The sequence below is a fragment of the Sphingomonas panni genome, assembly GCF_022664435.1.
Classification (GTDB): domain Bacteria; phylum Pseudomonadota; class Alphaproteobacteria; order Sphingomonadales; family Sphingomonadaceae; genus Sphingomonas; species Sphingomonas panni.
Genome location: NZ_JAKREU010000006.1, coordinates 278,088 through 304,268, shown reverse-complemented (window position 1 = coordinate 304,268; position 26,181 = coordinate 278,088). Strand labels below are relative to the sequence as shown.

Sequence of the window (26,181 nt, the reverse complement as noted above, 5' to 3'; positions counted from 1 at the left end):
CAACCAGGCGCTGCAGCAGCTCGACACGGTCACGCAGCAAAATGCCTCGGCATCCGAACAGATCACCTCGACCTCCGAGGAACTGTCCGGCCAGGCGAACGAACTGCAGCAGAGCATCGCCTTCTTCAAGGTCGAGGACGCCCGCGCCGTCACCCGCAAGCCCGCCGCCGTGCGCAAGCCGGTAGCCGCGCGCAAGCCCGCCGCCCCGGCACCACGCGCCAAGCCCAACAGCGTCGCCGATCAGCAGGCCCGCGTCCGCGGCTTCGCGCTCGACCTGACGCAGGGCGGACCGGACAGCGACGACGCAGCCTTCGGAGCGGCAGCATGACCGGGAACGCACCGCTCCAGGTCGTCACCTTCGGCATGGGGGACGAGGTCTTCGCGGTCCCGGTGACCATGGTGCGCGAGATCCTCGACTATCGCCCCGCCTTCCGCGTGCCCAACGGGCCGGCATGGATGCTCGGGATCACCGATGTCCGGGGTCAGGGTGTGCCGATGATCGACCTCAGGATGCGTCTGGGCCTGTCACCGGTCGAACCGACGCTGGCAACCCGCGTGCTGATCGTCGACGTGCCGCTTGCCGACCGGATGCTGTCGCTGGGCCTCGTCGTCGACCGGGTGATCGCGGTCGCCAATTTCGAACGCGACCGGCTGGAAGCCGCCCCCGATATCGGTCTGCGCTGGCGGTCCGACTATATCGCCGGCGTGGTCCGCGAACCCGACGGCTTCGTGGTGGTCATCGACACGGCGGAGATATTCTCCAACGACGACCCCGCGATCATTGCTGCCGCTGCCTGATCGCCAGCCGCGCTGCGTCCTTCGTCGGGACGCGGCGCGGCCACCCGACCGGCACCAATCCGAGATCCGAACAAAGAGTATGCCGACCATGTCGCTTCTGTCGCAATTCAAGCGCTCCGCCCGGCCCGCCACCGCAATCGCCGAGATCAACGCCCTAACCCGTTCGATCGCCGCCGGCGACCTGTCGCAGCGGCTGCGGGAGGATATGGCGAGCGACGAGGCGCGAGAGTTGCTGGCGGCGGTCAACGCGCTGCTCGATACCGCGCTTGCCCCGGTCACCCGGCTCGAAAGGGCGGTCGGCCATGTCTTGGCCGAACATGATCGCGGCGACATCGACGTGATGCTGAGCGCCGATGCCTTTCCCGGTACGACCGGGCAGATCGCGAGCCAGGTGAACCGTCTGGTCACCGCGCATATCGATACCAAGAAGGCGGCGATGGGCTGCGTCCGCGAACTGGCCAATGGCAATTTCGACGCACCGTTCGATCGCCTGCCCGGCAAGAAGGCGTTCATCAACGACACGATCGAGACGTTGCGCGGCAATCTGCGAACGCTGATCGCCGAGATGAACCACATGTCCGCCGAACATGATCGCGGCGATATCGACGTGGTGGTCGCCGTCGAAAAATTCCCCGGCGATTTCCGTACGATGGCCGCCGGTATCAATTCGATGGTCGCCGGCCATATCGCCGTGAAGAAAAAGGCGATGGCCTGTATCAAGGCGTTCGGCGAAGGCGATTTCGATGCGACGCTCGAATCCTTCCCCGGCAAGAAGGCGTTCATCAACGAAACCATCGAAACGCTGCGCTGCAACTTCAAGGAAATTTCGGGCGAGATCCAGCGGCTGATCGGTGCGGCGACCGTCGGCAAGCTGGCGGAACGCGGCGATGCCGCACGCTTCGCCGGCGATTATGCCGCGATGGTCGCGGGCATCAACGGAATGCTCGACGCGATCATCCTGCCGATCGCCGAGGGGAACCGGGTATTGGACCGGGTCAGCACCGGCGAGCTGAGCGGTCGGGTCGAGATCGCCTGCGACGGCGATCACCAGCGGATGAAGGACGCGATCAATCGCCTGGTCGACAATCTGTCGACCTTCGCCACCGAGATCGCGGCCGCATCCGATCAGGTCGCCTCCGGCAGTCAGCAGCTTTCGGCCAACTCCGAACAGGTAAGCGAAGGCGCCACCGAACAGGCCGCCGCCGCCGAGGAGGTATCGGCGTCGATGGAGCAGATGGCCGCCAACATCAAACAGAATGCCGACAACGCCGCCCAGACCGAAAAGATCGCGCGCCAGTCGTCGCAGGATGCCGAAGCCAGCGGCGTTGCCGTCGAACATGCCGTCGCCGCGATGCAGACCATCGCTGCCAAGATCAGCATCGTGCAGGAAATCGCCCGCCAGACCGATCTGCTGGCGCTGAACGCCGCCGTCGAAGCGGCACGCGCCGGCGAACATGGTCGCGGCTTCGCGGTGGTCGCATCGGAGGTGCGCAAGCTCGCCGAACGCAGCCAGACCGCAGCGGCCGAAATCAGCGCGGTGTCGGCCGATACGGTGAAGGCCGCCGGACAGGCTGGCGAAATGCTGACCCGGCTGGTCCCCGACATTCGCCGGACTGCCGAACTCGTGTCGGAAATCAGTGCCGCGTGCCGCGAACAGGATATCGGCGCCAGCCAGATCAACCAGGCGCTGCAGCAGCTCGATACCGTGACGCAGCAGAACGCCTCGGCCTCCGACGAAATCTCGTCGACCGCCGACCAGCTCGCCGGACAGGCCGAAGAGCTTCAGTCGAGCATCGCCTTCTTCCAGCTCGCACCGGCCGGCCGCGTTCCCGCACCGGCCGCGACGCGGACGCCCGCCAAGCCCAAGGCAAAGAAACCGAAGGCCCCGGCCAAGACCCGCGCCGGCAGCATCGTCGACCAGCAATCGCGCGTGCGCGGCTTCGCGCTCGATCTGACGCAGGGCGGCGCCGACGACGATGATGCCGATTTCGGTCGGGCGGCCTGATCGCCGTCCCCTGCCCAACCCCTGAAATCCGACGACGTGACCGTCGCGGCCACGTCGATCGATTGGAACGTACCAGATGCCCGCACTGCCCGCCTATTCCCCCGATCAGGACCGCCTCAGCCCGCACAAGTTCGCGCGGCTGTCGGCGCTGATCTTCGACAAGACCGGCATCAAGATGCCGCCGACCAAGGCGACGATGCTGCAGGGCCGGTTGCAACGGCGGCTGCGGGATGTCGGCCTGCCGACGCTCGACGCCTATTGCGACCATCTGTTCGACGGCAGCGCGCATCCCGATGAGATGATGCACCTCATCAACGCGGTGACCACGAACAAGACCGATTTCTTCCGCGAACCCGGCCATTTCGACTTCATGATGCAGACCGCACTGCCGACGCTGGCCGATAGCGGCCGTCGCCGCATCCGCGCGTGGAGCGCCGCCTGCTCGACCGGTGCCGAACCCTATACCATGGCGATGGTGCTGGACCAGTTCGCGCAGAAGAGCGGGATCGACTACGGCATCCTCGCCACCGATATCGACACCGCCGTCCTCGAAACGGCGCGGCGCGGCATCTATCCGGCCGAACTGGTCGAACCGGTGCCCGCGTCGCTGCGCCAGCGTTACGTGGCGACGTCGCGCGACCGTCATGCGCAGGACGTTCGGATCGTGCCGGCACTTCGCTCGGCGATCGGTTTCGCACGCCTGAACCTGATGGACGTCACCTATCCGGTGGGTGAGCCGATGGACATCATCTTCTGCCGCAACGTGCTGATCTATTTCGACAAGGAGACGCAGGAACGCGTCGTCCGCCGGCTGTGCGAAAACCTGCGGCCGGGCGGCTACCTGTTCCTCGGCCATTCGGAATCGATCGCCGGCATGAACCTGCCGGTCACGAACGTCTCCTACACCGTCTTCACGAAAGACTGACATGTCCAAGATCCGCGTCCTCATCATCGATGACAGCGCCAGCGTCCGGCAGGCGATGACGGCGATCCTGAGCGAAGACCCTGCGATCGAGGTGATCGCCGCCGCCGCCGATCCGTTCGCCGCCGCGCGCTACATCCAGGAGGAAGTGCCCGACGTCATCACGCTGGACGTGGAAATGCCGCGCATGGACGGCGTCACCTTCCTGCGCAAGCTGATGAGCCAGAAGCCGATCCCGGTGGTGATGTGTTCGTCGCTGGTCGAGGAGGGGTCGGAAACGCTGCTCCAGGCGCTGGAGGCGGGCGCAGTCGACGTCATCCTGAAACCCCGCATGGGGGTCGCCGACCATCTGAACGAAGCGAAGATGCGCATCCGCGAGACGGTGAAGGGTGCCGCCCGCGCCCGGCTGCGCACCCGCACCGCCACCGCTCGTCCCAATTCGCCTCCCGCAAAGCTGACCGCCGACGCCGTCCTGCCGCCGCCGACCGGCCGCGCGATGAGCCGCACGACGGAGATGGTCGTCTGCATCGGCGCATCGACCGGCGGGACCGAGGCGCTGCGCGAGGTGCTCGAGGCACTGCCCGCCAATTCGCCTGGCATCGTCATCGTCCAGCATATGCCCGAAAGCTTCACCCGCGCCTTTGCCAAGCGGCTGAACGGCTTGTGCCAGGTCGATGTGAAGGAGGCCGAGGACGGCGACACCGTCATGCGCGGCCATGTCCTGATCGCGCCGGGCGGGCTGCGCCACATGATGCTGGAGCGGCAGGGCGCGCGCTACGTCGTCGCCGTGAAGGAGGGACCGCTGGTATCGCGCCACCGCCCCTCCGTCGACGTGCTGTTCCGCTCCGCCGCGCGCAACGCCGGGTCGAACGCGGTCGGCATCATCATGACCGGCATGGGCGACGACGGGGCGCGCGGCCTGCTGGAAATGAAACAGGCCGGCGCCCGCACCTTCGCGCAGGACGAGGCGACCTCGGTCGTGTTCGGTATGCCCAAGGAGGCGATCGCCCGCGGGGCCGCCGACCGCGTGATCCCGCTCCATGCCATCGCCCGCGAATTGTTGCAGGCGACCGCGCGATGATCGCCGCCCCCCGCCTTGTCCCCTTCTCCCTTCAGGACTGACGCCATGCATCATATCCGCATCGATACCGATACCGCGCAGGCGATCGACCTGTCCGACCTCAAGCGGTCGCTGGCCCTTGTCGCGGCGGGCATGGACGCGCGGTTCGTCCGCGCCGGCACGACGCTTGCGACCGCGATCGATACGATCGATCGCATCATCACCTCGATCGAGGGCGTGACCGGCGCACTGGATGAAAGCGTCGCCGGCATCGCCGTGTCCAGCCTGAAGTCTGTCGCCGGACAGCTCGATGCGCTGCCGGTGGTGCAGGCGGGTCGCGACGCGGACATGGCCCGGATCGGATCGGCATCGCGGGTATTGCGCGACCATGTGATGGACATGCGACAGGCGCTGCGCGTGCTGCACATCTATGGCATGAACATCAAGATCGCGGCGTCCGGCGAAGCGGCTTTCGTCGGGTTCGTCAACGACATGGGGCAACGTCTTGCCACCGGTGAGGAACATCTCGAAGGGTTCCTCGCCAAGCTGAAGGAACTGTCGGGCAGCGTCGGCAGCGTGCAGCAGGCCGGCCGGCTGCTGGCCGCGGAGGCGCGCAAGATCCTGCCGGCCGTGCCGCAGCGGCTGACCCGCGATGCCGGCGCGCTCCATACCCATCTGGGCGATGTCGCCGCGATGGCGCGACAGGTCGCGGAAATCGCCCGCACCGTGCAGGGCCGTGTCGCGACCATGCTCGGCGCGCTGCAGGTCGGCGACAGCACCCGCCAGCGGCTGGAACATGTCGTCTCCGCACTGCAGCTGCTCGACGGCACCGAACACGCCCTGTCCGAACCGGTCTATGTCGAGGTCACGGCGGTCGTCCACCGCCTGCTCGCGGCGCTGCTGGAAACCAGCGCCGCCGATTTCGACCGCGACGCGGCGCGGCTCGTGTCGGCATTGAAGGCGTTGCAGCCCGATACCGCCGCGCTGCTCGACCTGATCGAGGACGATGCCGGCCGCAACGGCCGCCCGTTCCTGATCCAGATCGAGGAAGCGGTCGGCGAAGTCGCCATCATCACCGTGCAGCTGCAGGAAGCCGACCAGCGGTCGGGGGCGATGCTCGGCCTCATCAACGAAACCGTCGACGAGCTGACCGGTCGACTCGAACAGCTTCAGCGCGTCCAGTTCAACGTGCAGGACATCGCCACCAACACCCGCCTGTTGTGCCGGCGGCATGGCGAGCTGGGCAAGGCGGTGTCGGTCGTCGCGGGCGAGGTCGACATCTACGCCCATTCGCTGGGCAATGCGATGCGCGGCATCGTCCAGCCGATCCGCGAACTGTCGGAGGTCAACACGCTCCTTGCCGGCAAACGCGCCGCCGAGGGCGAGAGCGACATGGGCAGCAAGCTTACCCAGGCGCTGGTCGTGATCCGCGAGGGGTGCCAGCGGACCGACCTTGCCGTCCGCGAGGGTGGTGACGATGCCCGCCAGCTGATCGAGTTGCTCGCCATCACCGGCGACGAGATCGGCGCCGAACTGCAACTGGGGGCGATCATGCGCCAGGCGGCGATCGCCCTGTCGGCGACGCCGCCCCTGGGGCCATTGTCGGACGAGGCCACCGTCGTGCTCGGCGACCTGCTGCCGCGCATCTTCGCGCTCTATACCATGGCGCAGGAACGCGAAGTCCACACCGCCAACGTTCCCGCCGCCTTCGCCGTTGCCAGCGCCGTGGTCGAAGAAGAGGACGACGACGACGGCCTGTTCTGAACGGGACGGCCGGGCGGCGCGGCTTTGCGCGCCCGGCCAAAGGCGTTAGGGTGGCGGGTGACCTACGACCCCGCCCCCAGCCGGTCGCAGCGCCTGAAGGCCGCGACCGCGACGATCCACGACACGCTCGACCAGCGGATCATGGCACTCGACCCCTTCTCATCGCCCGCGCGCTACGTCCGCTTCCTGCGGGCGCAACAGGCGTTCCACGCCGCACTCGCACCGCTCTATGCCGCACCGACCCTCCGCGCGCTGATCCCTGACCTGACCGAACGGGATCGCACTGCTTCCATCGCCGCCGACCTTGCCGATATCGGCCTGCCGCCACCGGTCGTGCCGGATGGCGCCCCGATCGAACCGGTCGACACGTCGACGGCGCTCGGCTGGCTATATGTGGCGGAAGGGTCGTCGCTCGGCGCGGCGTTCCTGCTGAAGGCGGCGCAGCGGATCGGGCTGACGGTCGACCATGGTGCCCGCCACCTCGCCGCCCATCGCGACGGTCGCGCGGCGCACTGGCGCGCCTTCACCGCCCGGATCGACGCGGCGGACATGACACCGGAGGACGAAGCGCGGATGATCGCCGCCGCCCGCGACGCCTTCACCCGCTTCCGCGCGCTGGCCGATGCCGCGTTTGCGTGACGACATGGGGCATTAACGCTTCGCAAGGCTGGGCATTCGATCGTTGGTTCTGCTATATCATCGTTTGAAGCAACACCGTTCCGGATCAAGTTCGGTCATGTTGCGGCAAATGGATGGCGGAGCGATAGGCTACAGGATAGCAAAATGCTTTCGCTAGACGACCCTCGCTGGAACGACCTGCAACATGCGTACGGCCGCGCTGGCAACGTACCAGATTTGTTGCGAACCTTGGCTTTATCGACAGGTCCGACCGCGAGCTTTCAAGACGAGCCGTGGTTCAGCCTCTGGTCGAATCTATGTCATCAGGGCGATGTCGATACCGCTTCTTATGCCGCCGTTCCGCACGTCGTGCACATCGCCAGCCAGGCAGCGGAACCGGTGGATTTCGGGTTCTTCCAATTACCAACCGCAATAGAAGTCGCTCGCCAGACAGGCGGTGGTCCCGAAATCCCATCATTTCTAGCCGAAGATTATCATGATGCCATCCAGCAACTGACGGATAATGTCAGCCTGCATCGGCATCATCCGTGGGACCAAGCGATGCTCCTGTCAGCGGCGGCGGCGCAAGCCGTTGCGAAAGGGCATATCGATGTCGCCGATGCTCTGCTGAATATGGACGCACGCATCTTCTCGAAGATCAGAAACGGCGAATTCGACTAAACTGTCGTTGCAGCACGGGATGTCGGTCGACCCGGCTGCCAGATGACCGCCTTGAAGCACCCCGCAGTCGCCTCAACCGGCAACGCCGAACCGCCCCGGCAGCAGCAGCACGAACCGCGCGCCCTGTCCCGGCGCGCTGTCGACGAGGATGTCGCCGTGCATCGCCCGCGCCAGCCGCCGCGCGATGTAGAGACCCAGGCCGCTGCCGCCCGCCTCGGTCGGGTCGACCCGGCCGAACTTGGCGAAGATGCGCTCCTGATCGGCCGGGGCGATGCCCTTGCCCTGATCGGCGACGATCACGCAGGCGTCTTCGCCGTCGCGCTCCAGCCGGATCCACACCGTGCCGCCCGGCGGCGAATAGCGTACCGCGTTGCCGATCAGGTTGACGAGAATCTGCAATACCCGGCGAAACTCGCCGCTGGCCGGCATGGTGTCGTCGAACGATGGCCGGTCGATCCGCACGTCACCCTGCGCCGCACGTACCGCCAGCAGCCCCGCCGCCCGCCGTGCCACGTCGGCCAGGTCGAGATCCTCGACCGCTACCGCGAAATCGGCGCGTTCGATCGCCGACAGATCCTCCAGATCGTCGACCAGCCCGAGCAGATGGCGACCGGCGCTGGCGATATCGGCGGCATAGGCGACATAATCGTCGCGCAGCGGGCCGTCGGCCTGTGCCGACATGCTGTCGGCATTGGCGATGATGCGGCCCAGCGGATCGCGCAGCGCACGACCGATGCGGCGGCTGAACCCGTCGGGCAGGTCGGTCGCAACCTCGGCCGGATGGGCGGCCTCGTGCGTCGGCAGGTCGCGCGCCGCGCCGTCGAACCCGGCAAATTGTCCGTTCGCATCGACCCGCGGCACCGCCGACAAGCGAACACGATGCGCCGTATCGCGGATCGCCGCTTCCTGCCCGTCGAACCACGCCTGCGCTGCCAGCGCGCTCAGGATCGGGAAACCGCCATCGCCATCGTCGTTCAGCGCGAACAGCCGGGTGATCGGCTGGCCCAGCACAGTGTGCGGATCGAACCCCAGCCGCGCGGCGGCATGGTCCGACACATGGGTCAGGTGCAGCGCGGCGTCGGTCGTCCACAGCCAGTCGGCGTCGGAGCGGAGGAAATCCACCTCGCGGCGATGCGCCGGCTCCGCCTCCCACGGCGCACCCGCCTGCCATCCGCTGACCTCCAGCCGGATGCCAAGCTCGTCGGGTTCGGCGCGCACGGTGAGCGCGATATCGTCCTCGCCATCGGCGGCGACGATCGGCCGGGTGAGCGCGATGCCCAGCCGCTGGACCAGCCGCACCAGCGCCGCGATCTGCGGCACGGCGACCGGCTGTCCGGGGCCGCCCCCGGCGCGGCGGTTCAATTCGGCGAGGCGCGGTTCGGCATCGAGCAACAGCCCGTCCGCCGACAACCGCCCGATCGCGGGCGGCGCACCCGGGCGATGATCGTTCACGCGCTCGCCCCCAATGCCAGCATCGCCGCATGATATTCGGCATCCAGCGCCATCGGTGCCAGCGCGATCCGTGCGGCCTCGGGCGTCACGTCCATGATGATGTCGATCCGGTCGGCAAAGCCTTCGATATCGCGGGCCGGTTCGGACTCCGCCAGTGCAAAGCCGATCCGCGCGATCGTCGCCCGGTCGACCGCCAGCGCGCGCAGCACGACCCACAGCCGCGCGCCATCGGGATCGATCACCAGATCGCGCACCCGCTCGAACGCCAGCCCGCTCGCCCGCGCGACCAGCGCGGTGAACAGCACCAGCCGCCCGTCGCCGATCGCCTCGGCCAGCAGCGGCGCGACTTCGTCGCCCTGCGGCTCGATCGCCTGCGCCAGCCGCATCGCCGCGACCTCCAGCGGAACGAGTTCGCTCTGCGTGTCGATCGCGCGGCGGACCGATTCGGCCAGGGCCGCGTCGAGCAGCGCGATATCCGCTCCCGCGTCGGTCATGTCGCGCAGCGCCGCCGCGACCCACCATGCCAGCCGGGCCAGCAGCGGCCGGGCCAGCTCGACCGTGGCCGGGATCCCCTCGACCAAGCTTCCGCGCCGCGACTGCGCCGCCAGCACCGCGACGGCGGCGGCCGCCACCAGCCGGTCGCCCGATTGGGCCAGTCGTGCGACCATCGTCGGCCCCTCGCCGGCACCATCGATCATCACGGGCAGCCCATGGGCGATCGCATCCAGCCGCACCCGCGCGAACAACTCCCCGAACAGCACCGGATCGCGGAACAGCCCGGCGCGCACCACCCGGTCGAAGGGAGAACCCGCCGCGCGCAGCCCTTGCGCCAGCGCCGTCTGTCCACGCGCAATCAGCAACCGGACCGCATCGTCGCGCACCATGTGGTCGATGCCGTCGACCGTCAGGCGCATCACCGCATCCAGCCGTGCCGCCGTCCGGTCGTCGATCCGCGCATCTTCGGGCAAATGGAAATGTTCCGCCGCCGCGCGCAGCCGGCGATGCCCCGCCCGCTCGGCCGCGGCGACATGGTCCAGCAGCTGGACGGCGGCGGCGCTGGCTTCGCGGGGATCGATCGGGTCGATGGACATGGTTCCGGCTTTAACCTTACCCGGTTAAGGCTAAGCTAAGCCTCTCGCCGCAAATTTTCGATGGCGTGCGCAAGTGTGACGCTCGCGTGGAGCGCGACCAACGCCAGCCCGATCGTCGATGTTCCCGCCAGCGCGAACGGTGCGAGCAGGACCAATATCGTCGCCGGCGTCGCGGCCCAGGGCGGGCGGATCGCGGGCGATCGCCGCGCCAGGATCGTCGCCGCGACCCCGACCAGTGCCAACACGCCCGCCGTCCCGGTCTGGACGATCAGCGACTGGACCAGCCCGATGCCCAGCACGCCGGCCACGCCGAACACCTCGACCCCGCGCTCCTGCATCGCGGCATGGCCGTCCTCGCCCCGCAGCCAGCCGAGCAGCGACCCCGCCGACAGCACGACCATCGCGAGGAACAGCAGCACCGTCGCCGCCCCCGCGCTCCAGAACGGGATCGCGGCAAGTCCCGCAACGCCCAGCACGCCGCCCGCCGCACCGATCGCGACATCGGGCACCTTGCGCCGCACCAGCAACGGCAGCAGCAGCCGCGACACCGGGGTGAAGACATAGCGGTCGATCCACCCGGTACGCTGTTCGGCCAGGGACGCCAGCACATCCTTGCTGCGCACCTCCAGCGTCCCCGCATCGCGCTCCACGCCGTGCCCCGACCGCACCGCCTTGGCCGGCAACAGGACATGGGCGGCGCGTGCCTGGGTCGCGACGCGCAGCAGCGTCGACTGGAAATCATATTCGCGCGGCAGGCGGGCGGCATCGTCCAGCCGGTCGATCGACAACGTCGCGACCCCGGCCCAGCAATGCTCGGCGTCGACCCGCTCGACCGACGTCGCGTCGCCGGTCGGCGTCACCAGCAGCGTGTCGGTCGGCTCCAGCGCCATGCCCTCGACCACCGCGTCGGTCGTGACCAGCCCGTCGGCCAGCGCGACGATGGTGGCGAGCGGATGGACCTTGGCCTTCGCTTCCTCGGCCGATCGGACGATATCGACCGTCGCGCCGCGCCGCCCGATCCGGTTGACGGCCGCCGCCAGCGCCGGCGTCACCCGCCCGACCGCGACCAGCAACTGCCCCGCCCCGGCCGCGACCAGCAACCGCGCCTGATATTCGATCAGGGTCATGCCGCCAAAGGGCAATGTCGCCGCCAGCACGCCGGGCTGGTGTTCGGCTTCTTCGGTCGCGAAAATCAGGCCGGTCAGCATGAAGCGCCGTTAAGCGCTCACGAGCCGCAGCGCCAGCCCCGTGCGCGGGGCGGCATGCAGCTCACCCCCGGTCAGCGGCTGGGCGACGCCGGTCGTCCCGGGAAAGGTGATCGGCAGCCCTTTCAACGACCGCACCGCCAGATAGGCGAACCCCTCCGCCTCCAGCGCGTCACCGTCCCAGCCCAGCACGTCGCTCGGCTCGGCAGTCACGCCGCAGCGCTCGCCGATCATCCGCAACATCACCGGATTAAGCCGCCCGCCGCCACCGACGAACAGGCGCTTCGGCCGCGCCGGCAACTGGTCGATCGCCTCCGCGACGCAGGCGGCGGTGAAGGCGGTCAGCGTCGCGGCCCCGTCCGCCGCCGACAATCCGCGCGCCGGCTGGATGGTGAAGTCGTGCCGGTCGAGCGACTTGGGATGCGGCAGTTCGAAGAACGGATGGTCGAGCATCGCGGTCAGCACCGCCTCGTCCACCTGCCCGCTCGCCGCCAGCGCGCCGCCCGCGTCGTAGCGCGCGCCGCTCTCCGCCTCGACCCAGCTGTCGACCAGCCCGTTGGCCGGGCCGGTATCGAACGCGATCAGTTCGTCGCCCTCGCCGACAAAGGTGATGTTGCCGACCCCGCCGAGGTTCAGCACCGCCACCGGCTTGTCCATCCCCGCCGCCCGTGCCGCATGATAGATGGGCAGCAGCGGCGCGCCCTGCCCGCCGGCCCGCACGTCCGCCACGCGCAGCTCGGCGACGACATCGATCCCCGTCGCCGCCGCCAGCGCCGCGCCGTCGCCCAGCTGCCATGTCCAGCGCTTGTCCGGGCGATGCGCCACCGTCTGTCCGTGATAGCCGATCACGTCGACGCCCCGCGCCTCGACGCCCGCCTTCTCCAGCAGCGCAGCGATGGCGGCGGCATGGGTGCGGGTCAGCAATTCCTCCGCCCGCTCGATCAGCGGATGCTCGCCCGGATCGTCGAACAGCAGCGCCAGTTCGGTCGCGGCGGCAAGCGTCGCGCGATCCTCGTCGCTATAGGGCGTACCCACGAACGCGACCGGCCGCACCTCGCCCTCGCCATCGGTTTCGATCAATGCCGCGTCGATCCCGTCGAGCGAGGTTCCAGACATCAGGCCGATCGCAAGCAAGGGGCATCTCCGCGCAAAGGAACGCCCTCAATATCGCCTGAACCGCGCCAAAGTCGAGATACGTGGACTTGCGCCCGCCCACGACGCTAAAGACGCCGCCATGGCATACACCTCCGACCTGCTGAACACCCTGTCCGAACGGGGCTATATCCATCAGTTGACCGATGCCGCCGGCCTCGACGCGCTGGCGAGCAGACAGGTCGTACCCGGCTATATCGGCTTCGATCCCACCGCACCGTCGCTGCATGTCGGCAGCCTCGTACAGATCATGCTGCTGCGCCGGATGCAGCAGACCGGGCACAAGCCGATCGTGCTGATGGGCGGCGGCACCGGCAAGATCGGCGACCCGAGCTTCAAGGACGAAGCGCGCAAGCTGCTGGCCGAGGACGGCATTTCGGCGAACGTCGCGTCGATCAAGCGCATCTTCGAACGGTTCCTGACCTTCGGCGACGGGCCGTCGGACGCGGTGATGGTCGACAATGCCGACTGGCTCGACCAGCTCGAATATATCCCGTTCCTGCGCGAGGTCGGGCAGCATTTCTCGGTCAACCGGATGCTGTCGTTCGATTCGGTGAAGTTGCGCCTCGACCGCGAACAGTCGCTGTCGTTCCTCGAATTCAACTACATGATCCTGCAGGCCTACGACTTCCGCGAATTGTCGCAGCGCCATGGGTGCCGCCTGCAGATGGGCGGCAGCGACCAGTGGGGTAACATCGTCAACGGCATCGAACTGTCGCGCCGCATGGACGGGACCGAGGTGTACGGCGTCACCACCCCGCTCATCACGACCGCCGATGGCGGCAAGATGGGCAAGACCATGTCGGGTGCGGTCTGGCTGCACGAGGACCAGCTGCCGCATTTCGATTACTGGCAATTCTGGCGCAACACCGACGACCGCGACGTCGGCCGTTTCCTGCGCCTGTTTACCGACCTTCCGCTCGACGAGATCGCCCGGCTGGAAGCGTTGCAGGGTGCCGAGATCAACGAGGCAAAGAAGATCCTCGCCAACGAAGCCACCGCCATGTGCCGTGGCGCCGACGCCGCGTCGCAAGCTGCGGAAACCGCGCGGCGGACGTTCGAAGAGGGATCGGCTGGCGATACCCTGCCGACCTTTGCGGTCGCAGGCGGGATCACCGTGGTAGACGCGCTGGTCGCGCTGGGCCTCGCCACCTCGAAGGGCGAGGCCCGCCGCCTCATCAAGGGCGGCGGCGCGCGCGTCGATGGCGAGAAGGTCGTCGACGAAGCACAGCTGATCGCGGTGGACGCGCCGGTGCGGGTATCGGCGGGCAAGAAGCACCACGGGCTGCTGACGCCGGCGGAGTAGGACTCCCTCTTCACCACTCACCCGTTCAGTTCGAGCAGCTTCGAGCTTGTCGAGAAGCGTCCGTCGAGAACCTGATCGCTTAGGACACCCCCTTCTCGACTACGGTTCTCGACAAGCTCGAACCTCCGCTCGAAGCAAACGGATGGTGGAAGTTGGGGGGGCAAGCTACCCCCGCCGAACCAACACCGCCCCGACCAGCACCAACGCCACCCCGGCCAGCCGCAACCCGCTGATCGGTGTCTTCGCCAACCCGATCAGCCCGAACCGGTCGATCACCAGCGCCGCGACCAGCTGGGTAGCGATCATGATCGTCAGCATCGACGCAAGCCCCAGCCGGGGTGCGGCAAAGGCCGCCGCCGACACGAAGAACGCGCCATACGCCCCGCCCAGAAACATCCATGGCCGCGCCTCGCGCAGATTGGCCAGCGGCGTCCGGTCGGCGATCAGCCAGACCCCGATCAGGATCAGCGTCCCCACCGCAAACGACGCCAGCGCCGCCAGCAGCACCGACCCGATATTGCGTCCCAGCGCCGCGTTAGTCGGCGGCTGCACGGCAAGGCCGATACCGCCCAGCAGGGCGACGAACAGGGGAGCAAGGGCGTTCATGGCGAGCGGGCTATCCGCTTGATCCAAAACGAGCAACCTCCCCGTCATTCCGGCGAAAGCCGGAATCCATGGATAGGGTGTCAGCCTCACCACCCAAGATCGTCACTCCCGCGAAGGCGGGAATCCATACACGCCAAGGTTGCGATGGAGCCGGACGGTCAGCGCCTATGGGCTCCCGCCTCCGCGGGAGTGACGAGTGGGGCATCTCCTCACCCCGACCGCAACCGCCCGACCCCCGCATCCCGCTCGAACAGATACAGCGCCACCCGCGCAGCCTGCCCCCGTGGCCCTTCCAACCCGCCATCGCGGTCCACCAGCAACCGCGCATCGGCATTGGCGACCGGCAGCAACTCGCCCAGCATCTCCGGCGTGGCCAGCCGGAACACCGCCTCCCCCGACTGCCGCGTGCCGAGCAACTCGCCGCCGCCACGCAGCCGCAAATCCTCCTCGGCTATGCGGAAGCCATCGTTGCTCTCCCGCATCAGCGCCAATCGCGCCCGCGACGTTTCCGACAGGCTGTTGCCCCGCAGCAGCAGGCACACCGACTTGCCGCCGCCGCGCCCCACCCGCCCGCGCAACTGGTGCAACTGTGCCAGCCCGAACCGGTCCGCCGCCTCGATCACGATCAGCGTCGCATTGGGCACGTCGACGCCCACCTCGATCACCGTCGTCGCCACCAGCACGCCAGCGCGTGCGGCGGAGAACTCGGCCATCACCGCGTCTTTTTCCAGCGGCTTCATCCGCCCATGGACCAGCGCCACCTTGTCGCCGAACCGCTGCCTGAGCGCCTCCGCCCGCGCCTCGGCGGCGGCAAGGTCGGACTTTTCGCTCTCCTCGACCAGCGGGCACACCCAATAGGCCTGCTTCCCCGCCGACAGATGCCGCGCCAGCCCATCGACCACCGCGTCCAGCTTGTCCTCCGACATCACCACCGTCTCGATCGGCTCGCGCCCCGGCGGCATCTCGTCCAGCCGGCTGACGTCCATCTCGCCATATTGGGCCAGCGTCAGCGTGCGCGGGATCGGCGTCGCGGTCATCACCAGCAGATGCGGCGGCCGCGCCGCCTTCGCCTGCAACATCATCCGCTGCGCGACGCCGAAACGATGCTGTTCGTCGACCACCACCAGTCCCAGGTCGCGATAGGTCACGCCCTCCTGAAAGATCGCGTGCGTGCCGACCAATATGTCGATCGACCCATCGGCCAGCCCCATCAGCACGCCCTCGCGCACCCGCCCCTTGTCGCGCCCGGTCAGCGCGGCGACGGTCACGCCGGTCCCGGCCAGCTGCCGCTGCAACGTCGCATAATGCTGTCGCGCGAGGATCTCGGTCGGGGCGAGCAATGCCCCCTGCGCCCCGCCCTCGACCGCGATCAGCAGCGCCATCAGCGCGACCAAAGTCTTGCCCGACCCGACATCGCCCTGCAGCAGCCGCAGCATCGGCTGGGTCTGCGCCATGTCCCCCTCGATCTCGCCGATCGTCCGCGACTGCGCGCCGGTCGGCTTATACGGCAGATCGAGTTTGCTGCGCAGCCGCCCATCCCCGGTCAGCGCTCGGCCCTTCCGCGCCCGCGCCTCTCCCCGCACCAGCAACAGCGCCAACTGGTTGGCGAACACCTCGTCATAGGCCAGCCGCTCGCGCGCTTGTCGGTCCGCCGGATCGGCATGGATGCGTGCGAGCGCTTCCTTCCACGCCGGCCAGTCGTGCTTCGCCAGCAGACTCGGCTCGATCCATTCGGGCAGGTCCGGCGCGCGCTCGATCGCCTGCGCGGTCAACTGCCCGACCCGCCGCGAGGTCAGCCCCTCGGACAGCGGATAGATCGCCTCCCGTTCCGGCAGGCTGTCGGCCTCCTCTGGCGGCAGGACATGATCCGGATGGACCATCTGCAATTCCTGCCCGTACAGCTCCAGCTTGCCCGACACGATCCGCGTCTCGCCCAGCGGGAACAGCTTCTTCACCCAGCCCGACGATCCGCCGAAATAGGTCAGGCTGACGATATTGCCATGCGCGTCCGCCGCCCGCACCCGCGTCGGGCCGCGCCCGGCACTGACCCGGTAATCGGTCGCGACCAGCGGAATCGCGATCACCCGCCCCGCATCCTGCTCCATCAGTTCGGTGCGCTTCAGCCGGTCGACCCAGCCGGTCGGCAGGTGGAACGCGACATCGACCACGCGCGACAATTTCAACCGCTCCAGCGGCTTGGCCAACGCAGGGCCGACCCCTTTCAGCGAGGTGACTTCGGCAAACAGCGGGTTGAGGAGTTCGGGACGCATGACTACTTGGTCCTATATCCCAACCGACGGCCGCTGCCAGCGTCCGGCGGCGCAATTGCATTGGAACGTCATGGACCGCGAAACCCGGCTGAAGCGCCTGAAATTCCGTAGCTGGCATCGCGGCACCCGCGAAGCCGACCTGATGATCGGCGGCTATTTCGACGCGCATTCCGCCAGCTGGAGCGACGCCGACATGGACTGGTTCGAGCAGTTCCTCGAGGAACAGGATGTCGACATCATGGCCTGGGCGATGGGCGTCCAGCCGCCGCCCGCGCAGTTCGACCACCCGGTCCTCCACGCGATGCGTGCGATGGATTTCGTGCCGGTAAGTCGCTGAACTGGATAATCCCCCTCTCCCCTTCAGGGGAGAGGGTCGGGGAGAGGGGCAGTAACAAAACACCGCGCACTCCCCCTCTCCCAACCCTCTCCCCTGAAGGAGAGAGGGCTAAAGGTAGAAAATGCCCGACCTCTCCAAAATCCTCGCCGCTCCCCGCTCGCTCACTCTCGCGGGCGTACCGGCCGGCTTCCTGCCCGTCCTCCTCGCCGACCTCGCGCGCGGCGCAAAGAGCGACCTCGTCTATATCGCCCCCGACGAAGCGGCGATGCGCGCCATCGCAGCTACCGCGCCCTTCTTCGCCCCCGAACTCGCTGTCCTGCAATTCCCCGCATGGGACTGCCTGCCCTACGACCGCGCCAGCCCGACATTGCGCTCGATGGCCGAGCGCCTGTCCGCACTCCACACGCTTCAGACAAAGGCCAAAGGCCCGCGCCTGATCGTCACCACCGTCAACGCCGCGACCCAGCGCACGTTGACCCCGTTCCGCATCCGCCAGCTGGTCGCGCGCCTCGCGCCCGGCGAGCGCATCTCGCTCCCCCGCCTGTCCGCGCTTCTCCAGGCGAACGGATACAACCGCGTCGACACCGTCCACGACGCGGGCGAGTTCGCCGTCCGCGGCGGCCTGGTCGACCTCTGGCCGTCGGGTTCGGAATCGGGCTTGCGCCTCGACTTCTTCGGCGACGAGATCGAAACCGTCCGCACCTTCTCCCCCGAAGACCAGCGCACCACCGGCCGCGTCGACGGCTTTACTCTGCTCCCCGCCTCCGAAGCCTTGCTCGACGAGGAATCGATCAAGCGCTTCCGCACCCGCTACCGCGAAAAATTCGGTGCGACCGCCACCGGCGACCCGATCTATCAGGCGATCAGCGACGGCCGCCGCCTGTCGGGGATGGAACATTGGCTGCCCTTTTTCGAAGAGCGGCTCGAAACCTTCTTCGACCACCTCTCCCCCGAAGCGGTCATCGTCCGCGACGCCGGCGTCCCCGCCGCCGCCGAACAACGCTTCGAATCGATCACCGACTATCACACCAACCGCGTCCGCGCGCAGACCAGCGATCCGGGCAGCTACCGCCCGCTACTCCCGAATGCGCTCTACCTCTCGGCCGACGAATGGGCCGACCGCCTGTCGGACACCGCCGCGCATCAGGTCACCCCGTTCCACGCACCCGACAGCGCCACCTCGCTCGATTTCGAGGTCGACGGCCCCCGTGACTTCACCCCAGAACGCACGCAACAGGCGAATATCTACGAAGCGGTCGTCGATCACATCGCGTCCCTGCGCAAGCAAGGCCGCAAGGCCATCCTCGCCAGCTATTCGGAGGGTGCGCGCGAACGATTGATGGGCCTGCTCGCCGATCACGACCTGACCGGCGTCTCGACCGTCGAGACATGGCAGCAGGCGCTGGGCGGGGCGAAGTCGACCGTCTCCTTCGTCGTCCTGCCGCTCGACCACGGCTTCACCGCCGCCGACATCGCGGTCCTGACCGAACAGGACATGCTCGGCGACCGCCTCGTCCGCCGCGCCAAGCGTCGCAAGAATACCGACGCCTTCCTGCAGGAACTCGCCACCCTCTCCCCCGGCGACCTCGTCGTCCATGCCGACCACGGCATCGGCCGCTATGTCGGGCTGACCCAGGTCCCGGTGGCCAAGGCGCCGCACGACTGCGTCCAGCTCGAATATGCCGGCGGCGACAAGCTCTACGTGCCGGTCGAAAATCTCGAAGTCCTCAGCCGCTACGGCGCGGGCGAAGAGGGTGCGACGCTAGACCGTCTGGGCGGCGAGGCATGGCAACGCCGCAAGGCGCGCATGAAGGAACGCATCCGCGAGATCGCGGGCGACCTGATCGCCACCGCCGCCAAGCGCGCCATGCGCCCCGCCGACATCGCCGAACCCGACAGCGGCGGCTATCCCGCCTTTGTCGACCGTTTCCCCTATCAGGAAACCGACGACCAGGAACGCGCCATCGCCGATGTGCTGGAGGATCTGGGCGCGGGCAAGCCGATGGACCGGCTCGTCGTCGGCGATGTCGGCTTCGGCAAGACCGAGGTCGCGCTCCGCGCGGCCTTCGTCGCCGCGATGGCGGGGATGCAGGTCGCCATCGTGTGCCCGACCACCCTGCTCGCCCGTCAGCATTACAACAACTTCAAGGCCCGGTTCGAAGGCTTTCCGATCGAGGTCGGCCGCCTCTCCCGCCTCGTCACCGCGACCGAGGCGAAGAAGGTCCGCGACGGCCTCGCCAACGGCACCATCGACGTGGTGGTCGGCACCCATGCGGTCCTGTCGAAACAGGTCGATTTCAAACGCCTCGGCCTCGTCATCGTCGACGAGGAACAGCGCTTCGGCGTCACGCACAAGGAACGGCTGAAGGCGATGAAGGCCGACGTCCACGTCCTGACGCTGACCGCCACCCCGATCCCGCGCACGCTGCAAATGGCGATGTCGGGCCTGCGCGAACTGTCGGTGATCCAGACCCCGCCGGTCGATCGCTTGGCGGTCCGCACCTATATCATGCCATGGGACCCGGTGGTCCTGCGCGAGGCGCTGCTGCGCGAACATTATCGCGGTGGGCAGGCCTATTTCGTGACCCCGCGCATCGCCGACCTGCCCGATATCGAAAAGTTCCTGTCGGAAGAGGTTCCCGAAATCCGCTACGTCGTCGCGCACGGCCAGATGGCCCCGACCGAGGTCGAGGAACGCATGTCGGCCTTCTACGACAAGCGCTACGACCTGCTCGTGTCGACCACCATCGTCGAATCCGGCCTCGACATCCCTTCCGCCAACACCCTCATCATCAACCGCGCCGACAAGTTCGGCCTTGCGCAGCTCTACCAGCTGCGCGGCCGCGTCGGCCGGTCGAAGACCCGCGCCTATGCGTACATGACCACGCCCCCCGAACGGCTGGTCAGCGAGGCGGCAGAGAAGCGGCTGAAGGTCCTGTCCGACCTCGAATCACTGGGCGCCGGTTTCCAGCTCGCCAGCCATGACCTCGACCAGCGTGGCGCGGGCAACATGCTCGGCGACGAACAATCGGGACATATCAAGGAAGTCGGCTTCGAACTCTACCAGTCGATGCTGGAGGAGGCGATCCTCGACGCCAAGGCCGGGGGCTTGCGCGACGACAAGCCCAAGGACTTCTCCCCCACGATCACCGTCGATGCGCCGATCCTGATCCCGGAGGATTATGTCCCCGATCTCGACCTGCGCATGGGCCTCTATCGTCGCCTCAACGATGTCGAGGACCGCGCCGGCATCGACGCCTTCGCCACCGAACTGATCGACCGCTTCGGCAAGCTGCCGGTCGCGACCGCCAATCTGCTGCAACTGATCGAGGCGAAGCTGAATGCGAAAAAGGCCTGCATCGCCAAGATCGATGTCGGTGCCAAGGGCGCGATCGTCAGCTTCCATGAGGACAAGTTCCCCAGCGTCGACGGCCTGCTCGCCTATGTCGACAAGCTGGCCGGCACCGCAAAGCTGCGCCCCGACATGAAGCTGGTCATCAGCCGCAACTTCGGCGACCCGCAGGCCCGCCTGAACGCCGCGCTCCAGATTTCGCGCGGATTGGCCAAGGCGGCGGGGTAAGCGGTCCGCCGGGAATCCCCCACGCGCCCTCGACCCCTGTTGCAGCGAAATGCCCGGGCGGGTGACATAACCCCGCCCGGACACGGCCCGGTCAGAATTCCGACCAGTCGTCCTCGACCACCGCGACCGCCGCATTGCCGACCACCCGGAGCGGTGCGGCCCGCGCAACCCGGCGTTCGCCGCCCACCGCACCGGCCGGCTTGCCGCGATCGGCGGAAACCGGTGCCGCCAGCCCGTTGCCGGTGCGGAACCGGCCGATCTGTCGAGTCATCTCCTCGACTTCCGACGCCAGGCTCGATGCCGCCGCCGTCGCCTGCTCGACCATCGCGGCATTCTGCTGCGTCACGCCGTCCATTTCGGACACGGCCGTGTTGATCTGGAGCAAGCCCGTCGCCTGCTGTTCCGCCGACGCTGCGATTTCCGATACCAGTCGGTTGATCTCGCCGATCTTGCCGATGATCCGGTCGAGCGCCTTGCCCGTTTCCCCGACCAGTTCCACGCCGACCGCGACCTGCGACGACGACGCGGTGATGCGGGTCTTCACATCCTTGGCCGCTTCGGCCGAACGCTGCGCCAGCGCCCGCACTTCGGACGCGACGACTGCGAACCCCTTGCCCGCATCGCCCGCCCGCGCCGCTTCGACCCCGGCGTTCAGCGCAAGCAGGTTGGTCTGGAACGCGATCCCGTCGATGACCGAGATGATTTCGGAAATCTCGTTGGAGGTCCGTTCGATCCCGCCCATCGCATCGACCGCGCGGCGTACCACCGCGCCCGATTGCTCGGCTTCGTCCCGCGCGACCCGGACGGCGACATCCGCCTGGTTCGCCCGCTCCGCCGTCGACCGCACGGTCGACGTGATCTCGTCCATCGCCGCGGCGGTTTCTTCCAGGCTCGCGGCCTGCTGCTCGGTACGCTGCGACAGATCGTCCGACGCCTGGCGGATATCGCTGGCACCGTTGTTGATGCCGTAAACCGACTGCGACACGCCCGACAACGCCTTGCGCAGCGAGGCGGCGGCTTCGTTGAAGTCCGACTGCAGCTTGGCATAGGTGACGGGGAAGCTACCGTTCAATTCGACGGTCAGGTCGCCATCGGCCAGCGAGGCGAGGCCGACGCCCAGCGCCTCGGTCGCCTGCGATGCGGCGACCGCCTTTTCCTGCTCGGCGCTGACCACCGCCTCGCGGAACGTCTCGACCGCGCGTGCGATATCGCCGATCTCGTCGCGCTGGTTCAGGTGCGGGACTTCGACGACGCCCTGCTCCGACGCCAGCCCCCGGATCGTACCGGCCAGCCGCCGGATCGGTGCCACCACCTTTTGCGAGATGATGAAGATCGAGGAGAACAGCACGATCAGCGCCACGACCATCAGTCCGACCATCATGTTGCGGTTGGTCGCGGCGGTGTCGGCGGCGGCGCTGCCCGTCTCGTCGGCAATCTTCAGCTGCAGGTCGACCAGCTTGCCGATGGTTTCCGACACCGGGTCGATGCCCTGATACAGCTCGTTCACGACAAAGGCGTCAAGCGCGGGCCGGTCGCCGCGCTCCAGGATCGCCTGAAGCCGCGCGACATGCCCGTCTGCGACCTGCATCCGCCTTTCGGCCTCGGCAACCAGCGCTGCTTCGTCGCCGGTGATGTGGGTGGCGCGATACACCTTCCAATGCCGTTGCAGCGTCTGCCAGCCGTTACGGACCTTGTCCGCCGATTGTGCGAAGCTGGCATTGCCGTTGCGGGCCTTGTGCGACGCATCGACGATATCGACCGCATATTTGTCGGCCACGACCTTCAAATCCCGCATCGGCGTGACCCGGTCGGTCAGGATCGTGTCGAGTGCCGCCTTGCTGCTTTGCATACTCGCGAACGACAAGGTCGCGAGCAGGACGATGGCAAGGGCCAGCGCCGCCAGGCAGGCGTATAGTTTTGCGCGAATGCTCATGGTTGGACTCCCTGCGCATCGTATACGGCGGAGTCGGTTAATATTGTTTTATTCAGAATAGCCGGCTCAAGTCTTCGCGAGACCTTACTCCTGATTATTGTCGTACCGTTTACATAGTAAACTCTACCCATCGGCTGGATATCGATTACATTACTGTATATTCAGTCGTTTGCACGGAAGATGTATCAATTGATACATGGATATTCTGTCGTCCAACCACCGCCAGCTTAACAGTAATATCGTTCAGAATCATATCGATGGCCGCAATACTGCGAACCCGGCCGGGCCATGGCACTGCGACGGGCCGTGTAACCGCCGCGCAGGGCGGTGCGACGCCGCCCCTTTCCTACATCCACGTCCGCTGCCAGGATGCCGGGCGAGTGGAATCCGCTTCCGTTACGAAGCCGACAGGACATGTCGACGCAAACGGCGCGCAAGTGTGAACTTAGTGAACTTTGGCCGCCCGCTGCTGGGCAAGCCCCTAATAATTAAGCTGTAATTGAGTGCGGATCACATCGCCCTCGGCACGGCCCAGCCGGCGCTCATCCGCCTCGGCCCGCTCCATCCGGGCATAGGCCAGCGTCAGTTCCAGCGCCGGCACCGGCTGGAACTCGATGCCCAGCTCGATCTCGTCGGTTTCCAGCCGGGGGGCATTGACCGCCGCCTTCCACCCGCCGCGATAGGTCTGCCACCGGGCATAGGGCATGAACGGCCCCACAGGCGACTGCCGCACCCGCGCCATCGCCTGTACGTAACCGCCGTGGAGCGGCTTCGTCGTGATCGCCCGCAACGTCCGGTCATATTCCGGCCCCCGCCCCCAGTTCCATTCCGCCTGGAACCCCAGCGGCGCGGGATACAGGATCGCATGCAGCCCGACGCGTTCGTCGGCGAAGGCGGTCGCGCTGACACCCCCGGTGCGGACCTCGGGCTGGACGCGGTTGGTATAGGCGCTGCCTCCGACCTCCAGCACCCGCCCGCCGCCGATCTCGAACGGCCACGTCGCCAGCGCGACCGCCATCACCGCATCGTTCGCCTCCTCGCGATTGATCCCCTGCCCGTTGTAGATCCCGACCCCGAACGCGCCGTAATTGCCGAACAGCTTCTGCCCGTCCTCGGTCAACCGGTCCCAGATGTCCTCGACATGGGTCGGCGTATAATAGGCGACGACGCCGATATCGCGCTCGCTCGGCACCCCGCTGTTGATCGCGTCGCTGCGGTCGAGTGGCACGCGGTTCGACGACGACTGCATATTCTCCCAGCCGAACGGCACCTTCGACTGGCCGAAGCGCAGGCGGAACCGCTTGTCGGCGTCGAGGAACGCATCGAAATAGGCGTCACGCAGTTGCAGGAACCCTTCGCGCCGCTCGCCGACCGACTGGCTGCTCACCGAAGTCGCGAAATCGGGCTGGAGGTAGAAGGACACCCGGTCGCCCAGATCGCCCTGCAGCACCAGCCGGATGCGGCGAAAGGTGAAGCCGGTATCGTCGCCGATCCCGCTGTCATGCACCGACCGCAGCCGCGCCGCCTCAGCGGGCGCGGTCCGGTCGCCGGAGATGATCTCGCTCACCCGCAACTGGGTATAGCCACGCAGGCGGATGCGATCGTACCATTTCTCGCGTTTCGCCGGCGGCGCGGCGGCCGCGACCGGTATCGGCGCTACGGGTGCGGACGTTGCGGCAACCTGCGGCGGCTGCGTTGTGCGGGAAGTCGCGCGGGTCATCGCCTGCGCCGCCTTCATCTCGGCGATGACTGCTTTCAGCTCGTCGATCTGCCGTTGCAGCTCCTGCACAGTCTGCCCGGCGGCAGGCGGTGCGACCAGAAACGACGTGGCGAGGATCGCCGGAAAGAGCTGCTTCATGGACCCGCGCCATGCCGTTCGGGCACGGCGCGGGTCAAGCGATGTTTGTGACGGTTCGGTTACCGCTCAGATATGAATCGCACGGCCATAGGCGGCCAGCACCGATTCATGCATCGATTCCGAAATGGTCGGGTGCGCGAACACCGTCTGGGTCAGTTCGGTTTCGGTCGTCTCCAGCTGGCGGGCGACGACATAGCCCTGGATCATCTCGGTCACTTCCGCGCCGACCATGTGCGCGCCCAGCAGTTCGCCGGTCTTGGCATCGAACACGGTCTTCACGAAGCCCTCGGCCTCGCCCAGCGCGATCGCCTTGCCGTTGCCGATGAACGGGAACTTGCCGACCTTGACGCTGTAGCCCGCTTCCTTGGCCTTCGCCTCGGTAAAGCCGACGCTGGCGACCTGCGGCCGGGCATAGGTGCAGCCCGGAATATTGTTCTTGTCCATCGCGTGCGGATGGACGTCCTTGTTGCCCAGCGCCTTGGCGATGGCTTCGGCGGCGATCACGCCCTCATGGCTCGCCTTGTGCGCCAGCCACGGCGCGCCGGTCACGTCGCCGATCGCCCAGATACCCTCGACATTGGTCTTGCCGTAACCGTCGGTCTTGATGTGCCCGCGCTCGGCCTCGATCTTCAGCGCTTCCATGCCGATATTCTCGGTATTGGGCACGATGCCGATCGCGACGATCGCATGGCTGAACTCGACCTGCTCGACCTTGCCGTCCGGCCCCTTGATCGCGGCCTTCACGCCGCCGGCGGTCGCTTCCAGCTTCTCGAGACCCGACTTGGTCTTGATCGTCATGCCCTGCTTGGTCAGCGCCTTGTGCATGAACTCGCTGACTTCGGCGTCCTCGACCGGCATGATCCGGTCGAGCATCTCGACGATGGTCACGTCGGCGCCCATGTCGTTGTAGAAGCTGGCGAACTCGACACCGATCGCACCCGATCCGATGACCAGCAGCTTGGTCGGCATTTCGGGCGGCACCATCGCATGGCGATAGGTCCAGATCTTGGCGCCATCGGCCTTGGCGAACGGCAGGTCGCGCGCGCGGGCACCCGTCGCGATAATGATGTGCTTCGCTTCCAGCTCGGTCGTCTTATCGCCCTGCTTGACCGACAGCTTGCCCTTGGCCGTGATCGTGCCGACGCCCTCGTGCACCGTCACCTTGTTCTTCTTCATCAGGCCCTTGACGCCGGCGTTCAGCTGGCCCGCGACCTTGCGGCTGCGATCGACGACCTTCGCCAGGTCGAATGCCGGCTTCTCCGCCGACAGGCCATACTGCGCGGCGTGCATCATGTAGTGATAGATTTCGGCAGACCGCAGCAGCGCCTTGGTCGGGATGCAGCCCCAGTTGAGGCAGATGCCGCCCAGCCGCTCGCGCTCGACGATCGCGACCTTCAGGCCGAGTTGGCTGGCCCGGATCGCCGCGACATAGCCGCCGGGGCCGGAACCGAGCACGATGAGGTCATAAGATTCAGCCATCACTTTACCTTTTCGCTCGTTGCTGCCCGGTCGAGCAGCCGAAATAATTGCGGCACGATCGCCG

Annotated in this window: 19 protein-coding genes and 1 pseudogene; 11 read left to right on the top strand and 9 right to left on the bottom strand. The window is 67.2% G+C overall.

Going from position 1 to position 26,181, the window contains the following annotated elements:
- The 8 genes and pseudogenes from MF609_RS13695 to MF609_RS13660 form a co-directional block, all read left to right on the top strand.
- Window positions 1-328: pseudogene (locus tag MF609_RS13695) on the top strand (methyl-accepting chemotaxis protein); the annotation flags it as partial.
- Complete coding sequence (locus MF609_RS13690; protein ID WP_242416843.1) at window positions 325-798, top strand: chemotaxis protein CheW; 474 nt, start codon at window positions 325-327, stop codon at window positions 796-798. The pseudogene MF609_RS13695 and the gene MF609_RS13690, both read left to right, overlap by 4 nt.
- An 88-nt stretch (window positions 799-886) precedes the next feature.
- Window positions 887-2,803: a methyl-accepting chemotaxis protein gene (locus MF609_RS13685; protein ID WP_242416842.1), complete on the top strand. Its 1,917-nt coding sequence runs from the start codon at window positions 887-889 to the stop codon at window positions 2,801-2,803.
- Between the two features lie 76 nt (window positions 2,804-2,879).
- Complete coding sequence (locus MF609_RS13680; protein ID WP_242416841.1) at window positions 2,880-3,728, top strand: CheR family methyltransferase; 849 nt, start codon at window positions 2,880-2,882, stop codon at window positions 3,726-3,728.
- A gap of 1 nt (window position 3,729) precedes the next feature.
- Window positions 3,730-4,806 (top strand): protein-glutamate methylesterase/protein-glutamine glutaminase, encoded by a 1,077-nt coding sequence (locus MF609_RS13675; RefSeq protein WP_242416840.1) that lies wholly within the window; start codon window positions 3,730-3,732, stop codon window positions 4,804-4,806.
- Window positions 4,807-4,851: 45 nt separating this feature from the next.
- Window positions 4,852-6,549 (top strand): hypothetical protein, encoded by a 1,698-nt coding sequence (locus MF609_RS13670; RefSeq protein ID WP_242416839.1) that lies wholly within the window; start codon window positions 4,852-4,854, stop codon window positions 6,547-6,549.
- Between the two features lie 57 nt (window positions 6,550-6,606).
- Window positions 6,607-7,188 carry a biliverdin-producing heme oxygenase gene (locus MF609_RS13665; RefSeq protein WP_242416838.1) on the top strand — a complete coding sequence of 194 codons (582 nt, stop codon included), beginning with the start codon at window positions 6,607-6,609 and terminating at the stop codon, window positions 7,186-7,188.
- 144 nt (window positions 7,189-7,332) lie between these two features.
- Window positions 7,333-7,848 (top strand): hypothetical protein, encoded by a 516-nt coding sequence (locus MF609_RS13660; RefSeq protein WP_242416837.1) that lies wholly within the window; start codon window positions 7,333-7,335, stop codon window positions 7,846-7,848.
- Between the two features lie 72 nt (window positions 7,849-7,920).
- Here MF609_RS13660 and MF609_RS13655 read toward each other — a convergent pair whose 3' ends face one another.
- From MF609_RS13655 to MF609_RS13640, 4 genes are read right to left on the bottom strand one after another with little or no spacing between them, the layout of a single operon-like run.
- Window positions 7,921-9,300 (bottom strand): PAS domain-containing sensor histidine kinase, encoded by a 1,380-nt coding sequence (locus MF609_RS13655; protein WP_242416836.1) that lies wholly within the window; start codon window positions 9,298-9,300, stop codon window positions 7,921-7,923.
- Window positions 9,297-10,391: a DUF2336 domain-containing protein gene (locus MF609_RS13650; RefSeq protein ID WP_242416835.1), complete on the bottom strand. Its 1,095-nt coding sequence runs from the start codon at window positions 10,389-10,391 to the stop codon at window positions 9,297-9,299. Before MF609_RS13650 ends, MF609_RS13655 begins: the two co-directional genes overlap by 4 nt.
- 35 nt (window positions 10,392-10,426) lie before the next feature.
- A complete protein-coding gene (locus MF609_RS13645) occupies window positions 10,427-11,599 on the bottom strand; it encodes a hypothetical protein (protein ID WP_242416834.1) in 1,173 nt (390 codons plus the stop codon).
- A 9-nt stretch (window positions 11,600-11,608) separates the two neighbouring features.
- Window positions 11,609-12,730 (bottom strand): anhydro-N-acetylmuramic acid kinase, encoded by a 1,122-nt coding sequence (locus MF609_RS13640; protein ID WP_277991227.1) that lies wholly within the window; start codon window positions 12,728-12,730, stop codon window positions 11,609-11,611.
- Window positions 12,731-12,830: 100 nt separating this feature from the next.
- Between MF609_RS13640 and tyrS the strand changes: the two genes are divergently transcribed.
- Complete coding sequence (gene tyrS, locus MF609_RS13635; protein WP_242416832.1) at window positions 12,831-14,054, top strand: tyrosine--tRNA ligase; 1,224 nt, start codon at window positions 12,831-12,833, stop codon at window positions 14,052-14,054.
- Window positions 14,055-14,219: 165 nt separating this feature from the next.
- On the opposite strand, the gene MF609_RS13630 is transcribed toward tyrS, so the two are convergent.
- The gene (locus MF609_RS13630; RefSeq protein WP_242416831.1) at window positions 14,220-14,660 is read right to left on the bottom strand and encodes a DMT family transporter; all 441 of its coding nucleotides are present in this window, start codon (window positions 14,658-14,660) and stop codon (window positions 14,220-14,222) included.
- A gap of 209 nt (window positions 14,661-14,869) precedes the next feature.
- Window positions 14,870-16,930 carry an ATP-dependent DNA helicase RecG gene (gene recG, locus MF609_RS13625; RefSeq protein ID WP_242416830.1) on the bottom strand — a complete coding sequence of 687 codons (2,061 nt, stop codon included), beginning with the start codon at window positions 16,928-16,930 and terminating at the stop codon, window positions 14,870-14,872.
- Here recG and MF609_RS13620 point away from each other — a divergent pair.
- A complete protein-coding gene (locus MF609_RS13620; RefSeq protein WP_419723077.1) occupies window positions 16,929-17,267 on the top strand; it encodes an FAD assembly factor SdhE in 339 nt (112 codons plus the stop codon). The genes recG and MF609_RS13620 overlap by 2 nt on opposite strands.
- A 121-nt stretch (window positions 17,268-17,388) precedes the next feature.
- Window positions 17,389-20,847, top strand: a complete 3,459-nt coding sequence (gene mfd, locus MF609_RS13615) for a transcription-repair coupling factor (RefSeq protein WP_242416829.1) — start codon at window positions 17,389-17,391, stop codon at window positions 20,845-20,847.
- A 91-nt stretch (window positions 20,848-20,938) separates the two neighbouring features.
- On the opposite strand, the gene MF609_RS13610 is transcribed toward mfd, so the two are convergent.
- From MF609_RS13610 to lpdA, 3 genes are all read right to left on the bottom strand, one after another.
- Window positions 20,939-22,780 (bottom strand): methyl-accepting chemotaxis protein, encoded by a 1,842-nt coding sequence (locus MF609_RS13610; RefSeq protein ID WP_242416828.1) that lies wholly within the window; start codon window positions 22,778-22,780, stop codon window positions 20,939-20,941.
- A gap of 481 nt (window positions 22,781-23,261) precedes the next feature.
- Window positions 23,262-24,638: a porin gene (locus MF609_RS13605; RefSeq protein WP_242416827.1), complete on the bottom strand. Its 1,377-nt coding sequence runs from the start codon at window positions 24,636-24,638 to the stop codon at window positions 23,262-23,264.
- A 66-nt stretch (window positions 24,639-24,704) separates the two neighbouring features.
- Complete coding sequence (gene lpdA / locus MF609_RS13600) at window positions 24,705-26,117, bottom strand: dihydrolipoyl dehydrogenase (protein ID WP_242416826.1); 1,413 nt, start codon at window positions 26,115-26,117, stop codon at window positions 24,705-24,707.
- Window positions 26,118-26,181 lie beyond the last annotated feature (64 nt).

Excerpts from the sequence above, each read along its gene's own strand:
- MF609_RS13680 (WP_242416841.1), top strand. The coding sequence starts at position 2,880 with ATGCCCGCACTGCCCGCCTATTCCCCCGATCAGGACCGCCTCAGCCCG.
- MF609_RS13690 (WP_242416843.1), top strand. The coding sequence starts at position 325 with ATGACCGGGAACGCACCGCTCCAGGTCGTCACCTTCGGCATGGGGGAC.
- MF609_RS13670 (WP_242416839.1), top strand. The coding sequence starts at position 4,852 with ATGCATCATATCCGCATCGATACCGATACCGCGCAGGCGATCGACCTG.
- MF609_RS13685 (WP_242416842.1), top strand. The coding sequence starts at position 887 with ATGTCGCTTCTGTCGCAATTCAAGCGCTCCGCCCGGCCCGCCACCGCA.
- recG (WP_242416830.1), bottom strand. The coding sequence starts at position 16,930 with ATGCGTCCCGAACTCCTCAACCCGCTGTTTGCCGAAGTCACCTCGCTG.
- MF609_RS13645 (WP_242416834.1), bottom strand. The coding sequence starts at position 11,599 with ATGCTGACCGGCCTGATTTTCGCGACCGAAGAAGCCGAACACCAGCCC.
- tyrS (WP_242416832.1), top strand. The coding sequence starts at position 12,831 with ATGGCATACACCTCCGACCTGCTGAACACCCTGTCCGAACGGGGCTAT.
- mfd (WP_242416829.1), top strand. The coding sequence starts at position 17,389 with ATGCCCGACCTCTCCAAAATCCTCGCCGCTCCCCGCTCGCTCACTCTC.
- MF609_RS13630 (WP_242416831.1), bottom strand. The coding sequence starts at position 14,660 with ATGAACGCCCTTGCTCCCCTGTTCGTCGCCCTGCTGGGCGGTATCGGC.
- MF609_RS13660 (WP_242416837.1), top strand. The coding sequence starts at position 7,333 with ATGCTTTCGCTAGACGACCCTCGCTGGAACGACCTGCAACATGCGTAC.
- MF609_RS13605 (WP_242416827.1), bottom strand. The coding sequence starts at position 24,638 with ATGAAGCAGCTCTTTCCGGCGATCCTCGCCACGTCGTTTCTGGTCGCA.
- lpdA (WP_242416826.1), bottom strand. The coding sequence starts at position 26,117 with ATGGCTGAATCTTATGACCTCATCGTGCTCGGTTCCGGCCCCGGCGGC.
- MF609_RS13620 (WP_419723077.1), top strand. The coding sequence starts at position 16,929 with ATGACTACTTGGTCCTATATCCCAACCGACGGCCGCTGCCAGCGTCCG.
- MF609_RS13650 (WP_242416835.1), bottom strand. The coding sequence starts at position 10,391 with ATGTCCATCGACCCGATCGATCCCCGCGAAGCCAGCGCCGCCGCCGTC.
- MF609_RS13610 (WP_242416828.1), bottom strand. The coding sequence starts at position 22,780 with ATGAGCATTCGCGCAAAACTATACGCCTGCCTGGCGGCGCTGGCCCTT.
- MF609_RS13675 (WP_242416840.1), top strand. The coding sequence starts at position 3,730 with ATGTCCAAGATCCGCGTCCTCATCATCGATGACAGCGCCAGCGTCCGG.